The 23,581-nt window shown below is 67.3% G+C and carries 30 protein-coding genes; 25 read left to right on the forward strand and 5 right to left on the reverse strand.

Annotated elements, in window-relative coordinates:
- Positions 1 to 14 precede the first annotated feature (14 nt).
- From rplB to ACQI5H_RS02355, 9 genes are all read left to right on the forward strand, one after another.
- Positions 15 to 857 carry a 50S ribosomal protein L2 gene (gene rplB, locus ACQI5H_RS02315; RefSeq protein ID WP_427077812.1) on the forward strand — a complete coding sequence of 281 codons (843 nt, stop codon included), beginning with the start codon at positions 15 to 17 and terminating at the stop codon, positions 855 to 857.
- A 22-nt stretch (positions 858 to 879) separates the two neighbouring features.
- Positions 880 to 1,161: a 30S ribosomal protein S19 gene (gene rpsS, locus ACQI5H_RS02320; protein WP_007167837.1), complete on the forward strand. Its 282-nt coding sequence runs from the start codon at positions 880 to 882 to the stop codon at positions 1,159 to 1,161.
- Positions 1,158 to 1,766, forward strand: coding sequence for a 50S ribosomal protein L22 (gene rplV, locus ACQI5H_RS02325; RefSeq protein ID WP_427077813.1), 609 nt, complete (start codon positions 1,158 to 1,160; stop codon positions 1,764 to 1,766). The genes rpsS and rplV overlap by 4 nt, the downstream gene beginning before the upstream one ends.
- Positions 1,766 to 2,593 (forward strand): 30S ribosomal protein S3, encoded by an 828-nt coding sequence (gene rpsC, locus ACQI5H_RS02330; RefSeq protein WP_076061507.1) that lies wholly within the window; start codon positions 1,766 to 1,768, stop codon positions 2,591 to 2,593. The genes rplV and rpsC overlap by 1 nt, the downstream gene beginning before the upstream one ends.
- 3 nt (positions 2,594 to 2,596) lie before the next feature.
- Entirely contained in the window at positions 2,597 to 3,013 is a 417-nt protein-coding gene (rplP, locus tag ACQI5H_RS02335) for a 50S ribosomal protein L16 (RefSeq protein WP_076061509.1), read from the forward strand.
- Entirely contained in the window at positions 3,013 to 3,246 is a 234-nt protein-coding gene (gene rpmC, locus ACQI5H_RS02340; protein WP_076061511.1) for a 50S ribosomal protein L29, read from the forward strand. Before rplP ends, rpmC begins: the two co-directional genes overlap by 1 nt.
- On the forward strand, positions 3,243 to 3,641 hold the full coding sequence (gene rpsQ, locus ACQI5H_RS02345) for a 30S ribosomal protein S17 (RefSeq protein WP_427077814.1): 399 nt from the start codon (positions 3,243 to 3,245) through the stop codon (positions 3,639 to 3,641). Before rpmC ends, rpsQ begins: the two co-directional genes overlap by 4 nt.
- Before the next feature lie 74 nt (positions 3,642 to 3,715).
- A complete protein-coding gene (locus ACQI5H_RS02350) occupies positions 3,716 to 6,076 on the forward strand; it encodes an arylsulfatase (RefSeq protein WP_427077815.1) in 2,361 nt (786 codons plus the stop codon).
- Between the two features lie 77 nt (positions 6,077 to 6,153).
- Positions 6,154 to 7,074: a DUF4436 domain-containing protein gene (locus tag ACQI5H_RS02355; RefSeq protein WP_427077816.1), complete on the forward strand. Its 921-nt coding sequence runs from the start codon at positions 6,154 to 6,156 to the stop codon at positions 7,072 to 7,074.
- 1 nt (position 7,075) lies between these two features.
- Here ACQI5H_RS02355 and pstS read toward each other — a convergent pair whose 3' ends face one another.
- Positions 7,076 to 8,197 carry a phosphate ABC transporter substrate-binding protein PstS gene (gene pstS / locus ACQI5H_RS02360; protein ID WP_427077817.1) on the reverse strand — a complete coding sequence of 374 codons (1,122 nt, stop codon included), beginning with the start codon at positions 8,195 to 8,197 and terminating at the stop codon, positions 7,076 to 7,078.
- Positions 8,198 to 8,407: 210 nt separating this feature from the next.
- On the opposite strand from pstS, the gene ACQI5H_RS02365 reads away from it, so the two are divergent.
- The 15 genes from ACQI5H_RS02365 to rplO all read left to right on the forward strand — a co-directional run bounded on the left by ACQI5H_RS02365 (position 8,408) and on the right by rplO (position 17,935).
- Positions 8,408 to 9,349 (forward strand): DUF4436 domain-containing protein, encoded by a 942-nt coding sequence (locus tag ACQI5H_RS02365; RefSeq protein WP_427077818.1) that lies wholly within the window; start codon positions 8,408 to 8,410, stop codon positions 9,347 to 9,349.
- Positions 9,350 to 9,379: 30 nt separating this feature from the next.
- Entirely contained in the window at positions 9,380 to 10,276 is an 897-nt protein-coding gene (locus tag ACQI5H_RS02370) for a formylglycine-generating enzyme family protein (protein ID WP_427077819.1), read from the forward strand.
- 210 nt (positions 10,277 to 10,486) lie between these two features.
- Positions 10,487 to 11,446 (forward strand): DUF4436 domain-containing protein, encoded by a 960-nt coding sequence (locus tag ACQI5H_RS02375; RefSeq protein ID WP_427077820.1) that lies wholly within the window; start codon positions 10,487 to 10,489, stop codon positions 11,444 to 11,446.
- Between the two features lie 115 nt (positions 11,447 to 11,561).
- Entirely contained in the window at positions 11,562 to 13,040 is a 1,479-nt protein-coding gene (locus tag ACQI5H_RS02380; RefSeq protein WP_427077821.1) for an HNH endonuclease signature motif containing protein, read from the forward strand.
- Between the two features lie 15 nt (positions 13,041 to 13,055).
- Positions 13,056 to 13,592: a DinB family protein gene (locus ACQI5H_RS02385; RefSeq protein WP_427077822.1), complete on the forward strand. Its 537-nt coding sequence runs from the start codon at positions 13,056 to 13,058 to the stop codon at positions 13,590 to 13,592.
- Between the two features lie 175 nt (positions 13,593 to 13,767).
- Positions 13,768 to 14,136 carry a 50S ribosomal protein L14 gene (rplN, locus tag ACQI5H_RS02390; RefSeq protein WP_076061527.1) on the forward strand — a complete coding sequence of 123 codons (369 nt, stop codon included), beginning with the start codon at positions 13,768 to 13,770 and terminating at the stop codon, positions 14,134 to 14,136.
- The gene (gene rplX, locus ACQI5H_RS02395; protein ID WP_427077823.1) at positions 14,137 to 14,454 is read left to right on the forward strand and encodes a 50S ribosomal protein L24; all 318 of its coding nucleotides are present in this window, start codon (positions 14,137 to 14,139) and stop codon (positions 14,452 to 14,454) included. It abuts the gene before it with no gap.
- Positions 14,454 to 15,017: a 50S ribosomal protein L5 gene (gene rplE, locus ACQI5H_RS02400; RefSeq protein ID WP_427077824.1), complete on the forward strand. Its 564-nt coding sequence runs from the start codon at positions 14,454 to 14,456 to the stop codon at positions 15,015 to 15,017. The genes rplX and rplE overlap by 1 nt, the downstream gene beginning before the upstream one ends.
- 4 nt (positions 15,018 to 15,021) lie before the next feature.
- Positions 15,022 to 15,207 carry a type Z 30S ribosomal protein S14 gene (locus ACQI5H_RS02405; RefSeq protein ID WP_076061532.1) on the forward strand — a complete coding sequence of 62 codons (186 nt, stop codon included), beginning with the start codon at positions 15,022 to 15,024 and terminating at the stop codon, positions 15,205 to 15,207.
- A gap of 19 nt (positions 15,208 to 15,226) precedes the next feature.
- On the forward strand, positions 15,227 to 15,625 hold the full coding sequence (gene rpsH / locus ACQI5H_RS02410; protein WP_076061534.1) for a 30S ribosomal protein S8: 399 nt from the start codon (positions 15,227 to 15,229) through the stop codon (positions 15,623 to 15,625).
- A 17-nt stretch (positions 15,626 to 15,642) separates the two neighbouring features.
- Positions 15,643 to 16,182 carry a 50S ribosomal protein L6 gene (gene rplF / locus ACQI5H_RS02415; RefSeq protein ID WP_427077825.1) on the forward strand — a complete coding sequence of 180 codons (540 nt, stop codon included), beginning with the start codon at positions 15,643 to 15,645 and terminating at the stop codon, positions 16,180 to 16,182.
- 38 nt (positions 16,183 to 16,220) lie between these two features.
- On the forward strand, positions 16,221 to 16,589 hold the full coding sequence (rplR, locus tag ACQI5H_RS02420; RefSeq protein ID WP_139329682.1) for a 50S ribosomal protein L18: 369 nt from the start codon (positions 16,221 to 16,223) through the stop codon (positions 16,587 to 16,589).
- Positions 16,590 to 16,611: 22 nt separating this feature from the next.
- Positions 16,612 to 17,295: a 30S ribosomal protein S5 gene (gene rpsE, locus ACQI5H_RS02425; RefSeq protein WP_427077826.1), complete on the forward strand. Its 684-nt coding sequence runs from the start codon at positions 16,612 to 16,614 to the stop codon at positions 17,293 to 17,295.
- A complete protein-coding gene (gene rpmD, locus ACQI5H_RS02430; RefSeq protein WP_076126242.1) occupies positions 17,292 to 17,498 on the forward strand; it encodes a 50S ribosomal protein L30 in 207 nt (68 codons plus the stop codon). The genes rpsE and rpmD overlap by 4 nt, the downstream gene beginning before the upstream one ends.
- Complete coding sequence (gene rplO / locus ACQI5H_RS02435; RefSeq protein WP_427077827.1) at positions 17,495 to 17,935, forward strand: 50S ribosomal protein L15; 441 nt, start codon at positions 17,495 to 17,497, stop codon at positions 17,933 to 17,935. Before rpmD ends, rplO begins: the two co-directional genes overlap by 4 nt.
- Here the strand turns inward: rplO and ACQI5H_RS02440 are convergent, their stop codons facing one another.
- The gene (locus ACQI5H_RS02440; RefSeq protein WP_427077828.1) at positions 17,936 to 18,862 is read right to left on the reverse strand and encodes an LLM class flavin-dependent oxidoreductase; all 927 of its coding nucleotides are present in this window, start codon (positions 18,860 to 18,862) and stop codon (positions 17,936 to 17,938) included. It lies immediately after the preceding gene.
- A gap of 38 nt (positions 18,863 to 18,900) precedes the next feature.
- On the opposite strand from ACQI5H_RS02440, the gene sppA reads away from it, so the two are divergent.
- Positions 18,901 to 20,706, forward strand: coding sequence for a signal peptide peptidase SppA (sppA, locus tag ACQI5H_RS02445; RefSeq protein WP_427077829.1), 1,806 nt, complete (start codon positions 18,901 to 18,903; stop codon positions 20,704 to 20,706).
- Here sppA and ACQI5H_RS02450 read toward each other — a convergent pair.
- Genes ACQI5H_RS02450 through ACQI5H_RS02460 form a run of 3 tightly spaced genes read right to left on the reverse strand, consistent with a single transcriptional unit; the run spans position 20,703 to position 23,491 of the window.
- The gene (locus ACQI5H_RS02450; RefSeq protein WP_427077830.1) at positions 20,703 to 21,617 is read right to left on the reverse strand and encodes a class I SAM-dependent methyltransferase; all 915 of its coding nucleotides are present in this window, start codon (positions 21,615 to 21,617) and stop codon (positions 20,703 to 20,705) included. The genes sppA and ACQI5H_RS02450 overlap by 4 nt on opposite strands.
- Before the next feature lie 9 nt (positions 21,618 to 21,626).
- Complete coding sequence (locus ACQI5H_RS02455) at positions 21,627 to 22,541, reverse strand: class I SAM-dependent methyltransferase (protein WP_427077831.1); 915 nt, start codon at positions 22,539 to 22,541, stop codon at positions 21,627 to 21,629.
- Positions 22,538 to 23,491: a class I SAM-dependent methyltransferase gene (locus tag ACQI5H_RS02460; RefSeq protein ID WP_427077832.1), complete on the reverse strand. Its 954-nt coding sequence runs from the start codon at positions 23,489 to 23,491 to the stop codon at positions 22,538 to 22,540. Before ACQI5H_RS02460 ends, ACQI5H_RS02455 begins: the two co-directional genes overlap by 4 nt.
- Positions 23,492 to 23,581 lie beyond the last annotated feature (90 nt).

A 23,581-nucleotide genomic window follows, 5' to 3' on the forward strand; every position in this document is an offset into this window, starting at 1 on the left:
AGACACGATTAGACATGGCAATTCGCAAGTACAAGCCGACGACCCCGGGCCGTCGCGGCGCCAGCGTGTCCGATTTCGCCGAGATCACGCGGTCGGAGCCGGAGAAGTCGTTGGTACGCCCGCTGCACGGCCACGGTGGGCGCAACGCCCACGGCCGGATCACCACGCGGCACCGCGGTGGCGGTCACAAGCGCGCCTACCGGGTGATCGACTTCCGCCGCAACGACAAAGACGGTGTCAACGCCAAGGTCGCGCACATCGAGTACGACCCGAACCGCACCGCGAACATTGCGCTGCTGCACTTCCTCGACGGCGAGAAGCGCTACATCATTGCCCCGCAAGGTCTCTCGCAGGGTGACGTGGTGGAGTCCGGTGCCAACGCCGACATCAAGCCGGGCAACAACCTGCCGTTGCGCAACATCCCCGCCGGCACCCTGGTTCACGCCGTCGAGCTGCGGCCGGGCGGTGGCGCGAAGCTCGCGCGGTCGGCCGGCTCGAGCATCCAGCTGCTCGGCAAGGAGGGCAGTTACGCGTCGCTGCGCATGCCCAGCGGCGAGATCCGCCGGGTCGACGTGCGCTGCCGCGCAACGGTCGGCGAGGTGGGCAACGCCGAGCAGGCAAACATCAACTGGGGCAAGGCCGGTCGCATGCGGTGGAAGGGCAAGCGTCCTTCCGTCCGCGGTGTGGTCATGAACCCGGTGGACCACCCGCACGGCGGCGGTGAGGGCAAGACCTCCGGTGGCCGTCACCCGGTCAGCCCGTGGGGTCAGCCCGAGGGTCGCACCCGCCATCCGAACAAGGCCAGTAACAAGCTCATCGTCCGGCGCCGGCGCACCGGCAAGAAGCACTCGCGCTAGGAAGATCCAGGAGTAACGAGCCATGCCACGCAGCCTGAAGAAGGGTCCGTTCGTCGACGACCACCTGCTCAAGAAGGTGGACGCGCAGAACGAGAAGAACACCAAGCAGGTCATCAAGACCTGGTCTCGGCGTTCGACGATCATTCCGGACTTCATCGGCCACACCTTCGCCGTGCACGACGGGCGCAAGCACGTCCCGGTGTTCGTCACCGAGGCGATGGTCGGCCACAAGCTCGGTGAGTTCGCGCCGACGCGAACCTTCAAGGGGCACATCAAGGACGACCGAAAGGCCAAGCGCCGATGAGCACCACTACGGAATTTCCCTCGGCGGTCGCCAAGGCGCGGTTCGTCCGGGTGTCACCGAGAAAGGCGCGCCGGGTCATCGACCTGGTTCGCGGCCGCTCGGTGGCCGACGCGCTGGACATCCTGCGCTGGGCCCCGCAGGCCGCCAGTGAACCGGTCGCCAAGGTGATCGCCAGCGCCGCGGCCAACGCGCAGAACAACAACGGACTGGACCCGGCCACCCTGGTGGTCGCCACCGTCTACGCCGACGAGGGCCCCACTTCCAAGCGCATCCGTCCGCGCGCCCAGGGCCGCGCGTTCCGAATCCGCAGGCGCACCAGCCACATCACCGTCGTGGTGGAAAGCCGGCCCGCCAAGGACCAGCGGTCCGCGAAGTCGACCAGGGCGCGCCGCGCCGAGGCCAGCAAGGCCGCCGCGAAGGCCCCGGCCAAGAAGGCCGCCGCAAAGAAGGCGCCGGCCAACAAGGCTCCCGCCAAGAAGGCTCCTGCGAAATCGGCGGCCAAATCACCGGCCAAAAAAGCGGCCGCCAAGAAGGCTGCGGTCAAACCAGAGGCCAAAACCGCGGAAGCCGGAGAGACTTCTGAAGCGAAGGGAGGCTCCGACTAGTGGGCCAAAAGATCAATCCGCACGGCTTCCGGCTCGGGATCACCACCGACTGGAAGTCGCGCTGGTACGCCGACAAGCAGTACGCCGAGTACGTCAAGGAAGACGTCGCGATCCGTCGGCTGCTGTCCACCGGCCTCGAGCGCGCCGGGATCGCCGACGTGGAGATCGAGCGCACCCGCGACCGCGTCCGGGTGGACATCCACACCGCGCGTCCAGGCATCGTCATCGGCCGCCGCGGCACCGAGGCCGACCGGATCCGTGCCGACCTGGAGAAGCTGACCGGCAAGCAGGTGCAGCTCAACATCCTCGAGGTGAAAAACCCTGAGTCGCAAGCACAATTGGTGGCGCAGGGCGTCGCCGAGCAGCTGAGCAACCGGGTCGCGTTCCGCCGCGCGATGCGCAAGGCCATCCAGTCGGCGATGCGTCAGCCCAACGTCAAGGGCATCCGGGTGCAGTGCTCCGGCCGCCTCGGCGGCGCGGAGATGAGCCGTTCGGAGTTCTACCGCGAAGGCCGCGTGCCGCTGCACACCCTGCGCGCCGACATCGACTACGGCCTCTACGAAGCCAAGACCACCTTCGGCCGGATCGGCGTGAAGGTCTGGATCTACAAGGGCGACATCGTCGGCGGCAAGCGCGAATTGGCCGCCGCCGCACCGGCGGGCGCCGACCGTCCGCGCCGCGAGCGGCCGTCGGGCACCCGCCCGCGCCGTAGTGGCGCGTCGGGCACCACGGCGACCAGCACCGAGGCCGGCCGCGCTGCGGGCGCCGAAGAAACTCCCGCCCCCGAGGCCGCGGCGCCCGTTGAACCGCAGAGCACGGAGAGCTGAATCATGTTGATTCCCCGCAAAGTCAAGCACCGCAAGCAGCACCATCCCCGCCAGCGCGGCATCGCCAGCGGCGGCACACAGGTGAACTTCGGCGACTACGGCATCCAGGCCCTCGAGCACGCCTACGTCACCAACCGGCAGATCGAGTCCGCGCGTATCGCGATCAACCGCCACATCAAGCGTGGCGGCAAGGTGTGGATCAACGTCTTCCCCGACCGCCCGCTGACCAAGAAGCCCGCCGAAACCCGGATGGGTTCGGGTAAGGGTTCGCCGGAGTGGTGGATTGTCAACGTCAAGCCGGGCCGGATCCTGTTCGAGCTCAGTTATCCCAACGAGCAGACCGCCCGTGCGGCGCTCACCCGCGCGATCCACAAGCTGCCGATCAAGGCACGCATCGTTACCCGAGAGGATCAGTTCTGATGGCAGTGGGAATCTCGCCTGGCGAACTGCGTGAGCTCACCGACGACGAGCTGACCGAGCGCCTGCGCGAATCCAAGGAGGAGCTGTTCAACCTGCGCTTCCAGATGGCGACCGGGCAGCTCAACAACAACCGCCGGCTCCGGACCGTGCGCCAGGAAATCGCGCGCGTCTACACCGTGCTGCGGGAACGAGAACTGGGCCTGGCTTCCGGGCCCGACGGTAAGGAATCGTGATGGCAGAATCCAAGACCGCGTCCAAGGCCGCCGCAAAAAAGGCCCCGGCGAAAGCGGCGGCGAAGGCCGCTCCTAAGCGCGCCGCCGCGAAGGACACCGCGGCGACGGACAAGGGCCCCAAGCACACACCGGCCGCGCCGAAGACCCGGGGCCGGCGCAAGACGCGCATCGGTTACGTGGTGAGCGACAAGATGCAGAAGACCATCGTGGTCGAGCTGGAAGACCGCATGCGGCACCCGCTGTACGGCAAGATCATCCGGACCACCAAGAAGGTCAAGGCGCACGACGAGAACAGCACCGCGGGCATCGGAGACCGTGTCGCGCTGATGGAGACGCGTCCGACGTCGGCGACCAAACGCTGGCGGCTCGTCGAGATCCTCGAGAAGGCCAAGTAAGGCCAAACAGCCCGCGAGCGTAACGGCACTGCGAAAAAAGATCGCAATGTTCGCAGTGGCGTTACGCTCGGCGCATGTCGACTGACTCCCGAGCCTTTCAAGGCAAGATCGAGCTGGATATTCGCGATTCGGAGCCGGACTGGGGTCCGTACGCCGCGCCGACCGCACCGCCGAACTCGCCGAACATCCTCTATCTGGTCTGGGACGACACCGGCATCGCGACCTGGGACTGCTTCGGCGGCCTGGTAGAGATGCCCGCCATGACGCGGATCGCCGAGCGTGGGGTGCGCTTGTCCCAATTCCACACCACCGCGCTGTGCTCACCGACCCGGGCGTCGTTGCTGACCGGTCGCAACGCCACCACCGTGGGCATGGCCACCATCGAGGAATTCACCGACGGCTTCCCCAACTGCAACGGTCGCATTCCGCCCGACACCGCGCTGCTGTCCGAAGCGCTCGCCGAACGCGGCTACAACACCTACTGCGTCGGCAAGTGGCATCTGACGCCGCTCGAGGAGTCCAGCATGGCGTCGACCAAGCGGCACTGGCCGACCTCGCGCGGTTTCGAACGGTTCTACGGGTTCCTCGGGGGAGAGACCGACCAGTGGTACCCCGACCTGGTGTACGACAACCACCCGGTGAATCCGCCGGGCACACCGGAGGACGGCTACCACCTGTCGAAGGACATCGCCGACAAGACCATCGAATTCATCCGCGACGCCAAGGTGATCGCGCCCGACAAACCGTGGTTCAGCTACGTCTGCCCCGGCGCCGGTCACGCGCCGCACCACGTCTTCAAGGAATGGGCCGACAAATACGCCGGCCGGTTCGACATGGGATACGAGCGCTACCGCGAGATCGTCCTGGAAAAGCAGAAGTCGATGGGCATCGTGCCGCCGGACACCGAATTGTCGCCCGTCAACCCGTATTTGGACGTGACGGGGCCGCAGGGCCAGCCGTGGCCGCTGCAGGACACGGTGCGGCCGTGGGATTCGCTCAACGACGAAGAGAAAAAGCTGTTCAACCGGATGGCCGAGGTGTTCGCCGGGTTCCTCAGCTACACCGACGCCCAAATCGGCCGAATCCTGGACTATCTCGAGGAGTCCGGCCAGCTGGACAACACCATCATCGTGGTGATCTCCGACAATGGCGCCAGCGGCGAGGGCGGTCCGAACGGGTCGGTCAACGAGGGCAAGTTCTTCAACGGCTACATCGACACGGTCGAAGAGAGCATGAAGCTGTTCGACCACCTCGGCGGCCCGGAGACCTACAACCATTACCCGATCGGTTGGGCGATGGCGTTCAACACGCCCTACAAGCTCTTCAAGCGCTACGCCTCGCATGAGGGCGGCATCGCCGACACCGCGATCATCTCCTGGCCCAACGGTATTGCCGCGCACGGCGAGGTCCGCGACAACTATGTCAACGTCTGCGATATCACGCCTACCGTCTATGACCTGTTGGACATGGCGCCGCCGGAGTCGGTCAAGGGTGTCCCGCAGAAGCCGCTGGACGGCGTGAGCTTCAAAGCGGCCCTGGCCGATCCGAACGCCGACACAGGCAAGGCAACCCAGTTCTACGCCATGTTGGGTACCCGCGGGATCTGGCATCAGGGCTGGTTCGCCAACACGATCCACGCGGCGACACCGGCGGGGTGGTCGCATTTCGACGCCGATCGCTGGGAGCTGTTCCACATCGAGGCCGATCGCAGCCAATGCCACGACCTGGCCGCCGAGCAACCCGAGAAGCTGGAAGAGCTTAAGGCGCTGTGGTTTTCCGAGGCCGACAAGTACAACGGCCTTCCGCTGGCCGATCTGGACATCATGGAAACGCTGACACGGTTCCGTCCCTACCTGGTCGGCGAGCGAACCAGCTACACCTACTATCCGAACTGCGCCGACGTCGGCATCGGCGCCGCCGCCGAGATTCGCGGCCGGTCGTTTGCCGTGCTGACCGACGTGACCGTGGATACCACCGGCGCCGAAGGCGTTCTTTTCAAGCAGGGCGGCGCCCACGGCGGCCACGTGCTCTTCGTCCAGGACGGGCGCCTGCACTACGTCTACAACTTCCTCGGCGAGCGGCAGCAGCTGGTTTCGTCGTCCGACCCGGTTCCGCTGGGCCGGCATGTGTTCGGCGTCGCCTATATGCGGACGGGAACCGTGGCGAACAGCCACACGCCGCTCGGTGACCTCACGCTGTTCGTCGACGACAAGGAAGTCGGCCGGCTCGCCGATGTGAGCACGCATCCTGGAACATTCGGGCTGGCCGGTGCCGGCATCACGATCGGGCGCAACGGCGGTTCGGGTGTGTCCAGTCGCTACAAGGCGCCGTTCGACTTCACCGGTGGCACCATCAAGCAGGTCGACGTCGACCTGTCCGGCCGGCCGTACATCGACGTGGAAGCCGAAGTTGCGCTCGCGTTCTCGCGTGAGTGAGCGCTGCCCTCAGATGATCCTCGAAAATCGTTTGTTGGACGTCGGCCGCTGCTAGCATCTGGCCCCGTGATGCCTCTATGACCGCCGGACCTCTGCCGCCTCCGGCGCCGCCCGGGGGGCGTGGCCGCCAGCTCGCGATCGCGTTCGCGATCCTGGTGGCCGTCATCGTCGTCTATGTCCTTTCGCTGATCGCCGTGCACCTGCTGGCCAAGTCGGCGCCCCCGCTGCCCGCGGTGGACCTGAGCAAGGTCGAGGCCGAGGACAGCGTCGTGCAGGTACGCCTGGAGAAGCTGGATACCGTCGCCAACCGCTTGACCGTGAATGTTCTTGTCTATCCCAAGGATTCGTTGTACGACAAGAATTTCGGCGTGCTCACCACCGATGCCGCGGTTCGGCTGTATCCCGAGAACGACCTGGGGGACCTGCAGTACCCGGTGGGCAAGGCGCCGGCACAAGTCAGCACCACCATCGGCGCGCAGGGTGATCCCGGCAACTGGCCGTTCGACTCCTACAAGACGGAGGTCATCGCGGCCGACGTGTTCACCGGCTCCGGCCCCAACCGCGAAAAGGCGCCCGCCCGTGTCGAAGCCACCGGGAAGCTCGACGGTTGGGACGCCACCGTCACCCGCGTCCACGACCCCGACGATGCCAACCCGAACGTGCAGGACAACGTCATCATCACGTTGCACAGGGCCAAGGGGCCGCTGATCTTCGACGTCGGCATCTGCCTGGTCCTGATCGCCCTGCCCGTGCTCGCGTTGTGGGTGGCCATTCCCGTGGCGTTGGGCCGGACCCCGTTCTTACCGCCGATGACAACCTGGTACGGCGCGATGCTGTTTGCCATTGTCCCGCTGCGCAACATCCTGCCCGGCAGCCCACCGTACGGTTCGTGGATCGACCAAGCCATCGTGCTGTGGGTGTTGATCGGGCTGGTGGTCGCGATGGCGCTCTTTCTGGTCGGATGGTGGCGCCAACGGGAGCGAAGGCAAAAGACCTGACCTACTGCGGGTTCGGCGCTCCGGTGATGGCGTCGACGGCGCTGGATACCCGTGCCTGGAAGTCGGGCGACAGCGGGATGTAACCGCTTTTGTTGAGGTCGATCTGTCCGGGGCCGATGGCCGCCTGCAGGAATGCCTTGACCGCCTGGGCGACGTCGGGGTCGGGGTACTTCGAGCAGACGATCTCGTAGGTGGCCATCACGATCGGGTAGACGTCGGGTTGGGCAGGGTTGTAGAACGACGAAAGGTCGAGGACGAGGTCGTTGCCATTGCCGATGATCTTCGCGCCGGTGATGGTCTTGCCGACCGTGTCGGTGCCGATCCGGACCGGGCGCAACGCCCTACGGCTTGCCGGGGTTTTGATCTCGGCGGCGTAAAGCCCTTGCTGCAGCGCGAAAGACAACTCGTTGTAGCTGACCGCACCCTCGGTGGTTTTCACGGCCGCCGAGGTGCCGACGTTTCCCGCGGCGCCGGTGCCGACCCCGCCGTTGAATATCTTGCCGGCACCCTTACTCCAGGCACCGCCCGATGCGGCCTGAAGGTAGGACTGGAAGTTGTCGGTGGTGCCGGATGCGTCGCTGCGGTAGATGACCCGGATGTCCTCCGCCGGCATGGATGCGTTGAGCGCCGTCAGGGCCGGGTCGTCCCAGCGCGTGATGGTGCCGTTGAAGATCTTGGCCAGCGTGGGAGCGTCGAGCACCAACGAATCCACGGAGCTGAGGTTGTACGTGATGGCCAGCGGGCCGAAGACCACGGGCAGGTTCCAGGCGTCGGCGCCTCCGCATCGCTGCCTGGCGGCGGGGTATTGGTCGCCCGACAGGGGTGTGTCCGATCCGCCGAAATCGGTTTTGCCGCTGAGGAATTCGCTGATGCCCGCGCCCGACCCGTTGGCGGTGTAGTTGAGCGTCTGCCCGGCGCAGGCTTTCGTGTAGGCCGCGACGAATCGGGTCATCGCGTGTGCTTGCGCGGTCGAGCCGCTGGCGGCCAGGGCCTGTTTGCCGCCGCAGTCCACCTTGGCCCCGGCCGCATACGCGAGCGTCGCATGGGAGTTGCTGCAGGCGGTGAGGGCGATGGCGCCCGCCGCGAGCACGCTCACGGCCGCGGCTGATCGCTTGTGCTTCACACGGAGACATTTACCGCCACCGAATTAACAGGCAAACCAACACCGGATGAACGGGTTCGCTGGGAGGCGAATCGCCGTTTGAGGGTTAGCCGAAATTGCCTATTGATCGCGGAAATTTCGATTCTCGGCGCGGACCGCACCGGTTCGCTACCATCGAATCCTCGTGTGCTTGCCCGCCGGGCCGCCGCAATCCCACGGAGGTGTTGACCGATGACCCACCAGGCTCCACCAGCGCCACCGCCCTCGACGCCTCCCACGCCGACGCCCGAGACCGCGCCCGATGCTCCCGCCAAACGGGGGGGACGGCGCACGCTGTTAGTAATCGGCATCCTGGTGGCTTTCGTCATCGTCTACGGGCTGTCGCTCTTTGGCGTCCACCTGCTGTCCAAATCGGCGGCACCGATCAAGCCGCCGGACTTGAACGCCACCGGCGACACCGTCGTGCTGGTGCGTCTCGAAAAGCTGGAAACCGTTGCGAATCGCCTCACGGTGAAGGTGCTTGTGATCCCCGAGGATTCCATGTTCGACAAGCGCCTCGACGTCCTCAAGACCGACACCGCGGTGCGCATGGACCCTCCTAACGATCTCGGAGACCTCCAATACCCGGCGGGGAAGTCGCCGGCACAGGTTGCCACCACGATCGAGGCGCATGGCGATCCGAACAACTGGCCGTTCGACTCCTACAGCACCGACACCCTGTCGGCGGAGGTGCTCGTCGGGCAAGGCGATGCCCGCCAGTACATACCCGCCCGGGTGGAAGTGACCGGGGCGTTGGACGGTTGGGACGTCAGGGTCCAGCGCGTGGGCGAAGCCAGCCAGGAGGCGGATCGCCCGGACAACGTCATCATCACGTTGCATCGCGCCAAGGGGCCGCTGATCTTCGACCTGGGCATTTGCCTGGTCCTGTTCGCCCTACCCACGCTGGCTTTTGCCGTGGCCATCCAAATCGCGCTGGGCAGACGGAAATTCGTGCCGCCCTTCGTGACGTGGTTCGCCGCCATGCTGTTCGCCGTGATCCCGATACGCAATTTCCTTCCGGGGTCTCCGCCGCCGGGCGCATGGATCGACCAGGTTCTGGTGATCTGGGTGCTGATGGCGCTCGTCGCGGCGATGGCCCTGTACATGTTCACCTGGTACCGACAATCGGACTGAGCCGCTTCGCGGCAGTCCTACCCTGAGGGGGTGCTTACCGAGCTGGTCGACCTCCCGGGCGGATCGTTCCGCATGGGGTCGACGAGTTTTTACCCCGAAGAGGCGCCGATCCACACCGTGACCGTCGCCGCGTTCGCGGTGGAGCGGCACCCGGTGACCAACGCGCAGTTTGCCGAATTCGTCGACGCCACAGGCTATGTGACGGTCGCCGAGCAACCGATCGACCCGACTCTGTACCCCGGTGCGGACCCGGCCGACCTGTGCCCGGGCGCGATGGTTTTCCGCCCGACGCGGGGCCCGGTCGATCTGCGCGACTGGCGGCAGTGGTGGGGCTGGGCGCCGGGGGCGACCTGGCGTCATCCGTTCGGTCCCGACGGGCCGGACAGCACCGCCGACCGAGCCGATCACCCGGTGGTCCAGGTGGCCTATCCCGACGCCGCGGCCTACGCGCGATGGGCGGGGCGGCGGCTGCCGACCGAGGCCGAGTGGGAGTACGCCGCGCGCGGCGCAACCACGACGACCTACGCGTGGGGCGAGGAGGAGAAGCCCGGCGGACGGCTGATGGCCAACACCTGGCAGGGCAGCTTTCCGTACCGCAACGACGGTGCGCTCGGCTGGACGGGAACGTCGCCGGTGGGGACCTTCCCCCCCAACGGTTTTGGCCTCGTCGACATGATCGGCAATGTCTGGGAGTGGACCGCCACCGAGTTTTCCGCGCACCACCGGCTCGACCAGCCGCCGAAGGCCTGCTGCGCGCCCGCGGGGCCCGCCGATCCGACCGTGAGTCAGACGTTGAAGGGCGGCTCGCACCTGTGCGCTCCGGAATATTGCCATCGCTACCGTCCGGCCGCGCGGTCGCCGCAGTCACAGGACACCGCGACGACCCACATCGGGTTTCGCTGCGTGGCTGATCCCACGTTCGGCTAGCAACGTCGCGTGCCGTCGCCGGTCGCGCCTGGCTCGGGTCGCCCCGTCCGGCAAGTGAACGGTGGATGTCCGGCGGATGACGGAACCGCCATACGCGCGTCGACATGCGATTTCGCCGCGCGGGCGGCGCGGCCGTTCGCTAGCATCTGAGGCCGTGGCGCCCCGACCAACTGGATCGCACCGGCCAGTTCCAGACCGGCTCCAGCAACGATGACCACGCAAGCGCGGCCCGCGCCGCCCGTCGCCCCGTCGACGGCGTCGTCGGGAAACGGGAAGCCGCCGCAGAAGCCAAAACCGTCGAAACCCCGCATCGCGATCGGTGTCGGTGTTCTGGTGACCGTCATCGCCGCGTACGCCCTGTCGCTGCTGGGCGTCCACTGGCTGGAAAGGTCGGAGGGACCGCTGCCTCCGCTGGATCTGAGCCAGGGCGGCGGAGACGCGACCATCGTGCAGCTGCGCGTCGAGGAGCTGAAGCCGGTCGCACACCGCCTCTCGGTGAATGTGCTTGTGTATCCGGGAGTTTCGGCGTACGACAACCGCTACGACGTGCTGGGCACCGATGTCGCCGTGCGCCTGTATCCCACCAGCGACCTGGGGGACCTGCATTACCCGAAGGGAAAGGCGCCCGCCCAACTGAGCACCACCGTCGAGGCGCGCGGCGATCCGGGCAACTGGCCGTTCGACTCGTACCAGACCGAGCCGATCTCGGCCGATGCATTCGTCGGAGCCGGCGAGAGCCCCAAGAAAGTGCCCGCCCGCGTCGAAGTGACCGGGGAGCTGGACGGTTGGGACATCAGCGTCCACCGCGTCCACGACCCCGCCGCGCTGCCGACCTCTCGCGCCAGCGACAACGGGAACGTCGTCATCACCCTGCGAAGGGCCAAGGGGCCGTTGATCTTTGACCTGGGTATCTGCTTGGTGCTGATCAGCCTGCCTACCCTGGCGCTGCTGGTGGCCATTCCGATGGCCCTGGGCAGGAGAAAATTTCTGCCGCCGTTCGCGACGTGGTATGCCGCAAACCTGTTCGCCATCGTCCCGCTGCGCAACATCCTCCCCGGAGCCCCGCCGCCGGGCTCATGGATCGACCAAGCCATCGTGCAGTGGGTGCTGATCGCGCTGGTGACGGCGATGAGCCTGTACATCGTCGCCTGGGTCCGGCAGGGGGACTAACTGGCGACCACGGTGGCCGGATGTCGCCGGTCGCGACACCACCGCGATGCGGGTTATCCACAACCGGCGCGCCCGCCAGAAGCGGAAGTCAGTGACGGCCTGTATAGTCGAACATATGTTCGAAGAAGTGATCGCTCGGTTTGATGAGCTGATCGAGCGGTGCCATCCGTCGACGACGCCTGACTCGGCCGCTCTGGTGGAGCGCGTGTGCGCGTCGGCGCGGGTGGAGAATCGGGCGGCGGCCGCGCAGCTGGTAGCGATCGGCGAGCTGTTCGGGTATCGGCTCTCGCGCTGTTCGGAGAACGAAGACTGGGCGATCGACACGATGGAGGCGGTGGCCGCCGAGGTGGGCGCGGCGCTGCGGATCAGCCAGGGTCTGGCCGCGAGCCGGTTGCGGTATGCGCGGGCGATGCGCGAGCGCCTGCCGCGGGTGGGCGAAGTTTTCAAAGCTGGGGATATCGACTATCGGATGTTTCAGACCGTCGTGTACCGCACTGATTTGATCACCGACCCCGCGGTGCTGGAGGCGGTAGATGCCCAGTTGGCCGCCAATGTGGCGCGCTGGCCATCGATGACGCAGGGCCGGCTGGCCGGGCAGGTGGACAAGATCGTCGCCAGGGCCGACGCGGACGCGGTGCGGCGGCGCCGCGAGCGTCAGAGCGATCGTGAGGTGTGGACCGTCGATGGCTTCGAGGGCCTCTCGGAAATCGGTGGGCGTCTGATGACCCCGGACGCGCATGCGCTGGAGAAGCGGTTGGACGGGTTGGCGGCCACGGTCTGTGAACACGATCCGCGCAGCCGTGAGCAGCGCCGCGCCGACGCCCTCGGGGCGCTGGCCGCGGGCGCCGATCGGCTGGGCTGTCGCTGCGGGCGACCCGACTGTGCGGCCGGGAAGCGACCGGCGGCGGGTCCGGTGGTCATTCACGTGATCGCCGAACAGGCCACCCTCGACGGCGGCGGTGCGCCGGCGTCGGAGGTGGGCGCCGATGGGCTGATCACCGCCGAACTCATCCAGGAATTGGCCGTGTCCGCGAAGCTGGTGCCGCTGATCCACCCCGCCGACGCCCCACCCGAGCCCAGCTATGTGCCCTCGCAGGCGCTGGCCGATTTCGTGCGCTGCCGCGACTTGACCTGCCGCTGGCCGGGCTGCGATCGCCCCGCCGTGGGCTGCGACATCGACCACACCATCCCGTACGAGGCGGGTGGCAAGACCCACGCGTCGAACCTCAAGTGTTATTGCCGCACCCATCATTTGGTCAAAACCTTCCTGGGCTGGCAAGAACAGCAATTGCCCGACGGGACGCTGATCTTGACCTCGCCCACGGGGCACACCTATGTCACCACGCCCGGCAGCGCGCTGCTGTTCCCCAGCCTGTGCCACGCCACCGGGGCCCTCCCCGCCCCCGAGGCCGACGTGGCCAGGGACCATTGGGGCGAGCGGACCGCGAGGATGCCCAAACGCCGCCGGACCCGGGCGCAAGACCGCGCCACCCGCATCGCCGCCGAACGCCGGCACAACCGCGAGCGCCGCGTGGTACGGCGCTTGAGCAATGCCGGTCCCGCACCACCCGATGGGGAACCGCCGCCGTTTTAGGTGCAGCATCTTCACATGCCCACGTCGCTACCGCCGCTCGCGGCCGAGGATCACGTCTGCGACGGCTGTTCGATCGCCTACCAAGGGATTCGGATCGACGACGCGGTCGGCGTCATCGCCGGCATACCGGACGCGGCGCGGGATGCCGTACGCGCACTGCCGGCGGAGGCTCGCCGGGTGCGGCCCAGTCCCGAGGTGTGGTCGGCCGCCGAGTACCTCTGCCACCTCCGCGACGTCTATGTGGCCTTCACCATCCGGCTCTACCGCGTCCGCACCGAGGACAAGCCCGCCCTGGAGCCGATGTTCAACGATCTGCGGGCCCGTCGATTCCGATACAACGAATGCGACATCGAAGCCACGCTCGACGAGCTGGCGAGGGCGGCGGCGGGTTTCCGCGACGAAATCGCGCGGGTGCGCGACGACGGCTGGGACCGCGTGGCCACCCGATTGCCGGGCGAGCAGCGCACGGCGCGCTGGCTGGTCCGTCAGGCGATGCACGAGGGCGTTCACCACCTCGGCGACATCCGCGGAATCGGCGAAATCGGCCGCTGACGGCAATTCGCCGACAATTTGGCTCTGAGCTGGCCGTCCCCTAGACTCTAGGGGTTGCCTTGGGCAGACCTCGGCCGGTGTGAATCGGCCCCGCGTGCCCGTCGGCCACACAGACCGCGCACGTCAGGTTTTGGGTTTCCCCTGCCGTGCACACGCAACCAGGTCAGGAGATCGAGTGATTCAGCAGGAATCGCGGCTGAAGGTCGCCGACAACACCGGCGCCAAGGAGATCTTGTGCATCCGGGTGCTCGGCGGTTCGTCGCGACGCTACGCCGGTATCGGCGACGTCATCGTTGCCACCGTCAAGGACGCCATTCCGGGCGGCAACGTCAAACGTGGTGAGGTCGTCAAAGCCGTCGTGGTGCGCACCGTCAAGGAGCGCAGGCGTCCCGACGGCAGTTACATCAAGTTCGACGAGAACGCCGCGGTGATCATCAAGCCCGACAACGACCCGCGCGGGACGCGTATCTTCGGCCCGGTCGGCCGCGAACTGCGCGAGAAGCGATTCATGAAGATCATCTCGCTGGCCCCGGAGGTGCTGTAGATGAAGGTCAAAAAGGACGACACCGTCCTGGTGATCGCCGGTAAGGACAAGGGCGCCAAGGGCAAGGTGCTCAAGGTCTACCCGGACCGCGGCCGGGTGTTGGTCGAGGGCGTCAACCGGATCAAGAAGCACACCGCGGTTTCCACCACTCAGCGCGGGGCCCGGTCGGGCGGCATCGTCACCCAGGAAGCCCCGATTCACGTTTCCAACGTGATGGTGGTCGACTCGGACGGCAAGCCCGCCCGCGTCGGCTACCGGCTCGACGAGGAGACCGGCAAGCGCGTCCGCATTTCCAAGCGCAACGGCAAGGACATCTGATGACAACCGCTGAGAAGGTGCAGCCGCGCCTTAAAGAGCGCTACCGCAACGAGATTCGGGATGCGTTGCACAAGCAGTTCGGCTACGGCAACGTCATGCAGATCCCGACGGTGACGAAGGTCGTCGTCAACATGGGGGTCGGTGACGCGGCCCGGGACGCCAAGCTGATCAACGGCGCGGTCAACGACCTGGCGCTGATCACCGGGCAGCGGCCCGAGATTCGCAAGGCGCGCAAGTCGATCGCGCAGTTCAAGCTGCGCGAGGGCATGCCGATCGGCGTGCGGGTTACCTTGCGCGGCGACCGGATGTGGGAGTTCCTCGACCGGCTCACGTCGATCGCGCTGCCACGTATTCGCGACTTCCGCGGGCTTTCGCCCAAGCAGTTCGACGGTGCCGGCAACTACACCTTCGGGCTGGCCGAGCAGTCGGTGTTCCACGAGATCGACGTCGACAAGATCGACCGGGTCCGCGGCATGGACATCAACGTCGTCACCTCGGCGACAAACGACGACGAAGGACGAGCGCTGTTGCGGGCCCTCGGCTTTCCCTTCAAGGAGAACTGACTAGATGGCTAAGAAGGCACTGGTTAACAAGGCCGCGCGCAAGCCGAAATTCGCGGTGCGCAGCTACACCCGCTGCAGCAAGTGCGGCCGTCCGCGCGCGGTGTTCCGCAAGTTCGGGCTCTGCAGGATCTGCCTGCGCGAGATGGCGCACGCCGGTGAGCTGCCCGGCGTGCAGAAGAGCAGCTGGTGACGGGACATAGGACGCAACTATGACGATGACCGACCCGATCGCGGACTTCTTGACACGTCTGCGCAATGCCAATTCGGCGTATCACGACGAGGTGAGCCTGCCCCACTCGAAGATCAAGGCGAACATCGCCCAGATCCTCAAGAGCGAGGGCTACATCAGCGACTACCGGACCGAGGATGCTCGGGTCGGCAAGTCGCTGGTCATCCAGCTCAAGTACGGGCCGAGCCGCGAACGCAGCATCGCCGGTTTGCGCCGGGTGTCCAAGCCGGGCCTGCGCGTGTACGCGAAATCCACCAATCTGCCGCGGGTGCTCGGCGGCCTGGGCGTGGCGATCATCTCGACCTCCTCGGGCCTGCTGACCGACCGTCAGGCAGCCAGACAGGGCGTGGGCGGCGAAGTCCTCGCATACGTGTGGTGAGGGGTTGAGGAAAAGCCATGTCGCGCATTGGTAAGCAGCCGATTCCGGTCCCCTCCGGAGTCGACGTCACAATCGAAGGCCAGAACGTCTCGGTGAAGGGACCCAAGGGCACCCTGGATCTGAAGGTCGCCGAGCCGATCGTGGTGTCGCGCAACGACGACGGCGCCCTCATCGTCAGCCGTCCCGACGACGAGCGGCGCAGTCGCGAGCTACACGGGTTGTCCCGCACCCTGGTGTCCAATCTGGTCACCGGTGTGACGGAGGGTTACACCACCAAGATGGAAATCTTCGGTGTCGGTTATCGGGTGCAGCTCAAGGGTTCCAACCTCGAGTTCGCGCTGGGCTACAGCCATCCCGTGGTGATCGAGGCCCCCGAGGGCATCACGTTCGCGGTGCAGTCGCCGACGAAATTCACGATCACCGGGATCGACAAGCAAAAGGTCGGCCAGATCTCGGCGAATATCCGCCGCCTGCGTCGCCCCGACCCCTACAAGGGCAAGGGCGTGCGCTACGAGGGTGAGCAGATCCGCCGCAAGGTCGGAAAGACAGGTAAGTAGCCATGGCGAAATCACAAGCTGCCGCCGTGCGAAAGTCAGTGGGGCAGAGCGTGTCCGAAGCGCGGCGGGTCTCGCGGGTGCGCAGGCACGCGCGGCTGCGCAAGAAGATCTCGGGCACTGGCGAGCGCCCGCGGCTGGTCGTGCACCGGTCCGCGCGGCACATTCACGTGCAATTGGTCAACGACGAAAACGGCACCACGCTGGCCGCGGCGTCGTCGATCGAGGCCGATGTGCGCGGCGTGGACGGCGACAAGAAAGCCCACAGCGTGCGGGTCGGTCAGCTGATCGCCGAGCGCGCCAAGGCCGCCGGCATCGAGAGCGCGGTGTTCGACCGCGGCGGATACACCTACGGCGGACGGATCGCGGCGCTGGCCGATGCCGCACGCGAGAACGGATTGAGTTTCTGATGACAACTGGAAGGACCGCATAATGGCGGAGCAGCCAGCCGGCGGGCAAGGCGCCCCAGAGGGCCGCGACGCGCGCGGTGACGGCCGCGACTCCCGCGGCAGGCGGGACGGCGGCGGCCGCGGCCGCGACCGTGACGGCGACAAGAGCAACTACCTGGAACGGGTCGTCGCCATCAACCGCGTCTCCAAGGTGGTCAAGGGTGGCCGGCGATTCAGCTTCACCGCCCTGGTCATCGTCGGCGACGGCAGCGGCATGGTCGGCGTCGGTTATGGCAAGGCCAAGGAAGTCCCGGCCGCAATCGCCAAGGGTGTGGAAGAGGCGCGCAAGGGCTTCTTCCGGGTTCCCTTGATCGGCGGCACCATCACTCACCCGGTGCAGGGTGAGGCCGCCGCCGGCGTGGTGCTGTTGCGCCCGGCCAGTCCGGGTACCGGTGTGATCGCCGGTGGCGCGGCCCGCGCGGTGCTGGAATGTGCTGGGGTGCGCGACATCCTGGCGAAATCATTGGGCAGCGACAACGCGATCAACGTGGTGCACGCCACCGTCGCCGCGCTCAAGCTGCTGCAGCGTCCCGAAGAGGTGGCCGCCCGCCGCGGACTGCCGATCGAGGACGTCGCCCCGGCCGGGATGCTCAAGGCGCGACGGGAGAGTGAAGCGCTGGCGAGTGCGAGCCTCCAGAATTCAGGGGCGCGGGAGGCGCAGCCATGAGTCAGCTGAAGATCACCCAGGTGCGCAGCACCATCGGGACACGCTGGAAGCAGCGCGAGAGCCTGCGCACGCTGGGACTGCACCGGATTCGCCATTCGGTGGTCCGCGAAGACAACCCGCAGACGCGCGGCCTGATCGCGGTCGTGAGCCACCTCGTCGAGGTGGAGCCGGCCGAGGCGGGCGCCGGAGGTAAGACCAAATGACACTCAAGCTGCATGACCTCAAGCCCGCTCCCGGGTCGAAGACCGCCCGCACCCGCGTCGGTCGCGGTGAGGGCTCCAAGGGCAAGACCGCGGGCCGCGGCACCAAGGGCACCAAGGCCCGCAAGCAGGTGCCGGCGACCTTCGAGGGCGGGCAGATGCCGATCCACATGCGGCTGCCCAAGCTCAAGGGCTTCCGTAACCGGTTCCGCACCGAATACGAGATCGTCAACGTCGGGGACATCAACCGGCTGTTCCCCAAGGGCGGCGCCGTCGGTGTGGAAGAACTGGTGGCCAAGGGCGCCGTTCGCAAGAACTCGTTGGTCAAGGTCCTCGGCGACGGCAAGCTGACGGTGAAGGTCGACCTGTCCGCGCACAAGTTCAGCGGCAGCGCCCGCGAGAAGATCACCGCCGCGGGCGGTTCGGTCACCGAGCTGTAGTCAGCGCAGCTGCGGAATCACTTCCGCGGCAAGGCGTTCCATCTGCGCGCCGTTCTCCGCGACGTCGGTGGCGACGGGGTTGAGCAGCAGCATCTCCGCCCCGGCGTCGATCACCTCGCGCAGTCCGCGTGCCACGTCGTCGGGTGTGCCCGACACGGGAACCGCATCGATGCCCGACATTTCGCCGTAGATGCGGCGCAGCCCGGCGAGCACCCGTTCACGCGCCCGCGCGGCATCGTCGTCGATCATCAGATAGACCCGCTTGCCGATGGTGAAGTGCGCCGGGTCTTTGTGTTGTTCGTCGAGTTCGCGGCGCAGGATGCCGACGGCTTCGGCGAACGCTTCGGTGGTCGAGGAGCCCGCACCCAGAAACGAGTCGCCGTGGCGCACGGCCCGGGCCAGGGCCTTGGGAGCGAGGCCGCCGAACCAGATCGGCGGGTGCGGCCGCTGCACCGGCTTGGGCTGGATGGGAAGGTCGTCGACGTCGCGGAACCGGCCGTGGAAGCTCACCCGGGGTTCGTCGGACCAGGCCGCCTTCATCAAGTCGAGGCCCTCGGTGAAATAGCTTATGTAGGTTGACTTCTCGACGCCGAACGCGGCGAACCTGCGGAATCCGCCGCCGGGTGCGACGCCGACGTCGAGGCGGCCGTGGCTGAGCCGGTCCACGGCGGTCACGGCCGAGGCCAACTGAAGCGGATCATGCAGCGAGGACACCAGCACGGCGACCCCGAGGCGCAGTCGCTCGGTGCAGGCCGCGCAGTACGCCAGCAGCTCCAGCGGCGCCAGCAGCGGTGCATCGCCGATGATCTGCTCGAGCACCCAGCCTCCCTCGAACCCGAGTTCCTCCGCGCGCGCGAGATACAAGCGCAGCCCGGTGTCATCGAAGCCGTCGAAGTCGAATTGGGGGATGGCGATCGAGAACCTCACCCCACCACCGTACGGCGGCCGATCGGTAGGCTGCGGACATGTTCGGCTTCTTGCCTTCGCTTCCCGGCATCGCACGGTGGGGGGACGAGGTGCGTGCAGTGGCCGCCCGCGTCGATACCGCCCGCCATCACGGCGTGCCCAATGGCTGCGTACTCGAATTGAACTTGCGCTCGGTGCCGCCGGAAAGCTCGGGCTTCGACCCGCTGGCGTTCATCACCGGGGGCGGCCGGCCGATGGCGCTGCGTGACGCCGTCGCCGCGATCCACCGGGCCGCCGAGGACTCCCGCGTCGCGGGGCTGATCGCCCGCGTGCAGCTTGCGGCGGCGCCGCCGGCCGCGGTTCAGGAGCTGCGCGACGCCGTCGCCGCCTTCACCGCCCGCAAGCCGTCGCTGGCGTGGGCCGAGACCTATCCCGGGACGCTGTCGTACTACCTGGCTTCGGCATTCGGCGAAGTGTGGATGCAGCCGTCGGGAAGCGTCGGCCTGGTCGGCTTCGCCAGCAACGTCACCTTTCTGCGGGACGCGCTCGACAAGGCGGGCATCGAAGCCGAGTTCGTCGCGCGCGGCGAATACAAGTCGGCGATCAACCGATACACCGAGGGCGGGTTCACCGAGGCCCACCGCGAAGCCGTCACCCGGATGCTGGAAAGCCTGCAGGACCAGGTGTGGCAGGCGGTCGCCGAATCACGCAGCATCGATTCGGGTGCGCTCGATGCGCTGGCCGACCGGGCCCCGCTGTTGCGAGATGACGCCGTCGCGTCGGGTCTGGTCGACCGGATCGGCTTCCGCGACGAGGCGTACGCGCGGATAGCGGAACTAATTGGTGTGGAAGGCATTTCGCCGGAGTCCATCGACTCCGATGAGAACGCTCCGCCACGGCTCTACCTGTCGCGGTACGCCGGCGCGGCGCAGTCCCGGTTGGCCCCGCCCCTGCCGCCGATTCCCGGCCGCCGTCCCAACCCCACGCTCGCCCTGGTCACCGTCGCGGGCCATATCGTCGACGGGCGCGGCGGGCCCCAATTCCTGCCCTTCGGCGGTACGGCCGTCGGCGGCGACACCATCGCGGCGGCACTGCGGGAGGCGGCCGCCAACGACGCGGTGTGCGCGATCGTGTTGCGGGTGGACAGCCCGGGCGGTTCGCTCTTCGCCTCCGAGACCGTCTGGCGCGAGGTGGCACGGGCCCGCGCACGCGGTAAACCGGTGGTGGCGTCCATGGGATCGGTCGCCGCGTCCGGCGGCTACTACATCTCGATGGGCGCCGACGCGATCGTGGCCAGCCCCGGCACGATCACCGGGTCCATCGGTGTGTACAGCGGAAAGTTCGTCGTTCGCGATCTGAAGGGGCGGCTGGGCGTGGCCTCGGATACCGTGCGCACCAACGCAAATGCCGATGCCTGGTCGATCGACGCGCCGTTCACGCCGCAGCAGCGGGCCCATCAGGAGGCCCAGGCGGACCTGGTCTACGCCAACTTCGTGGAGCGGGTGGCGCAGGGGCGCAAGCTGAGCGCCGATGCCGTGGATGCCGTCGCGCGGGGGCGGGTGTGGACCGGTGCCGACGCCTTGGAGCGCGGTCTGGTCGACGAACTCGGCGGCCTGCGAACCGCCGTGCGCCGGGCCAAGATCCTGGCCGGCTTAGACGAGGACACCGATGTCCGCATCGTCAGCTACCCGGGCTCGTCGCTGCTGGACTTCGTGCGACCCCGCCCGTCGTCGCAACCGGCCGCGGCGTCGCTGCCGGACGCGCTGGGCGCACTGCTGGGCCGGTCGGTTGCCGGCATCCTCGAGGACGCCGGGCGGACGCTGACCGGCACGCACGTGCTGTGGCCGGGGGAGTGGCGCTTCTAGCCGGTGAGCCCGCCGCTGATGAAGATGATTTCGCCGAGCGGGTCGTCGTTTTCGGGAGGGGGTACGTCGATGCCGTTGCGCTGGAACAGTTCGGTGCGTGTCACGCCCTCGACGTCCCACCCCGACGTCCGCAGATAGTCGACGACATGGTTGCGTTCGCCGGTATACACCAGCGATCCCATGTCGATGTCCACGCCGTGATCCCGGAATGAACCCGACATCTCCCGCGCCCGCTCGACATCGAAATCGATGATGCCGGGCACGAATTCGGTGGCGATGGTGCTCCCGGGCGCGCTGAGCGCCGTGATGTTGTCGAACAACCGGTCCTGGGCTTCCGGCGGTAGGTAGATCAGCAGGCCTTCGGCCAACCACGCCGTCGGCGCGGTGGTGTCCAGCCCCGCCGCCCGAAGCGCCGCCGGCCAGTCGCCGCGCAGGTCGATGGCGACGGTGCGCCGGGTGGCGGTGGGCTGCGCACCGATGCCGGCCAACGTGGTGGTCTTGAACTCGATCACCTGCGGCTGGTCGATCTCGTAGACGACCGTCCCGCTCGGCCACGGCAGCCGGAAGGCGCGCGAGTCCAATCCGGACGCCAGGATCACCACCTGACGGACGCCTGCGGCGGTGGCGCCGAGGAAGTAGTCGTCGAAGTACTTGGTGCGCACCGCCATTCCGTCGATCATCGCCTGCATGCGCACCGGTGAGGCGTTCTCGATCGCGTCGAAGTCGAGCTCGCCGTCCATCATCTTGGTGAACAATTCCACCCCGACCGCGCGCACCAGCGGTTCGGCGAACTGGTCGTTGATCAAACCGCGCGGATCCTTTGTCGCCATGGCGCGGCCGGCCGCGACCATCGTCGCGGTCACGCCCACGCTGGACGCCAGATCCCAGTGGTCGTCATGAGAGCGTGGCACGACGCAACTCTACTGCAGGGTCGCGGCCACGTAGCTCAAGTCACCGAAGGCGGCGGCCATCGCGTCCTCAGGGAACTCAAACCCGTTGCGGGCATACAATTCCCGGGCGGGATGGGCCGTCACCTGCCATCCGTGGCCGTTCAGGTAGTCGACGACTACGTTGCGCTCACCGCGGTAGAACAGGTCGGCCGCGTTGAGGTTGAAACCGAAGCGCTGCCACCGCTCGCTGATGCGCGCTAACCGCTCGTCGGTAAACGCGTTCGGGTCGGGTACGTGTTCGGTGGCCAGCCGGCTGCCCGGCGCGCTCAGCGCGGTGATGCTGTCGAACAGTCGATCCTGTGCCTCCGGGGGCAGATAGGGCAGCAGGCCTTCGGCGCTCCACGCGGTCGGCTGCCCGACGTCAAAGCCGCTCTCCCGCAACGCCGCGGGCCAGTCGTCGCGCAGGTCGATCGCGATCGGGCGGTGCTCGGCGGTGGGGGAGGCGCCGAGACCGGCCAGCGTGCCGGTCTTGAAGGCGATGACCTGCGGCTGGTCGATCTCGTAGACCACCGTGCCCGCCGGCCACGGCAATCGGTAGGCCCTGGTGTCCAGCCCGGAAGCCAGGATCACCGCCTGCCGGACACCGTCGTTGGTGGCGCCGGTGAAGAAGTCGTCGAAAAACCTGGTGCGCACCGCGATCTGCTCGCGTCGCGCCTTGCGGTTGAACAGCGGGTCGTCCTCGAAGTCGAGTTCGCCGTCGACGATGCGGACGAAGGGATCCAACCCCACGGCGCGGACCAGGGGATCGGCGAGTGGATCGTCGAGCAGCGCATCGGGTCCCTGCGACGCCACGGCGCGGGACGCGGCGACCATGGTCGCGGTCGCTCCCACGCTGTGCGCCGGTCCCCAGCTGTCGCCGTCGCTGCGTCCCGAGTCGACTGTCATTTCAGGTACCCGCTCACGTAAACCATGTCGCCCATGCGTGTGTCGTCGTCGTCAAAGGGTGGAAGTCCGTTGTCCGCGAACAGCTCTCGGATGCTGATTCCGTTGATTGCCCAGCCGTGATCGGCCAGGTAGGGAGCCGCCTCGTTGCGCTCACCGAAGTAGACCAGCCCCGCCATGTCGAGATCGAAGCCGTGCGCACGCCAGCGCTCGGCGATGCGTTGCATGCGTTCCTTCAACTTGTCCTCGTCCCCGGGCTGCGGGTTGGGTGCGCTCTCGGTGGCGAACCGGCTTCCCGGGGCACTGAGTTCGGTGACGGTGTCCAGCAGGCGGTCCTGCGCCTCGGGCGGGAGGTAGCCGAGCAGACCCTCGGCGCTCCACGCGGTCGGCCGGGCTGGGTCGAATCCGGCGCCGCGCAGCGCGGCGGGCCAGTCGTCGCGCAGGTCGACCGCGACCGTTCGCCGCTCGGCGGTGGGCGCGGCGCCCAGCTCGGCCAGCGTGCGGGTCTTGAATTCGATGACCTGCGGCTGGTCGACCTCGTAGACGACGGTCCCGGCCGGCCACTGCAGTCGGTACGCGCGGGAATCCAGGCCCGACGCCAGGATCACGACCTGCTCGATGCCGGCGTTCGTCGCGTCGATGAAGAACTCGTCGAAGAACTTGGTGCGCACGGCCATGTTGTCGGCCATCCGCGACATGGCCCCGGGGGACCCCGCGGATTCCGCGGTGCCGTCGTGCACGTCGTTGAGCTCGTCCGGGCTCACCTCGCCGGTCGCCAGCCGGGTGAGGAGGTCGACGCCGACCGCTCTGACCAGCGGCTCCGCGTAAGGGTCGTCGATCAGTGGCCGGTCGTCCCGGCTCGCCACCGCCCGGGCCGCCGCGACCATCGTCGCGGTCACGCCGACGCTGGATGCCAGGTCCCAGGTGTCGCCCTCATATCTCGTGGAAGTCATGTTCTCCCCTACCCGGATGTAGTCAGTCTAATATTTAGCCAATATAACAAGCGCCAACCACTGTACGCCTATTCCATTTCGCGGCAACCT

It is taken from the genome of Mycobacterium heidelbergense (genome assembly GCF_050205645.1).
In the GTDB taxonomy this organism is placed as follows: Bacteria; Actinomycetota; Actinomycetes; order Mycobacteriales; family Mycobacteriaceae; genus Mycobacterium; species Mycobacterium heidelbergense_A.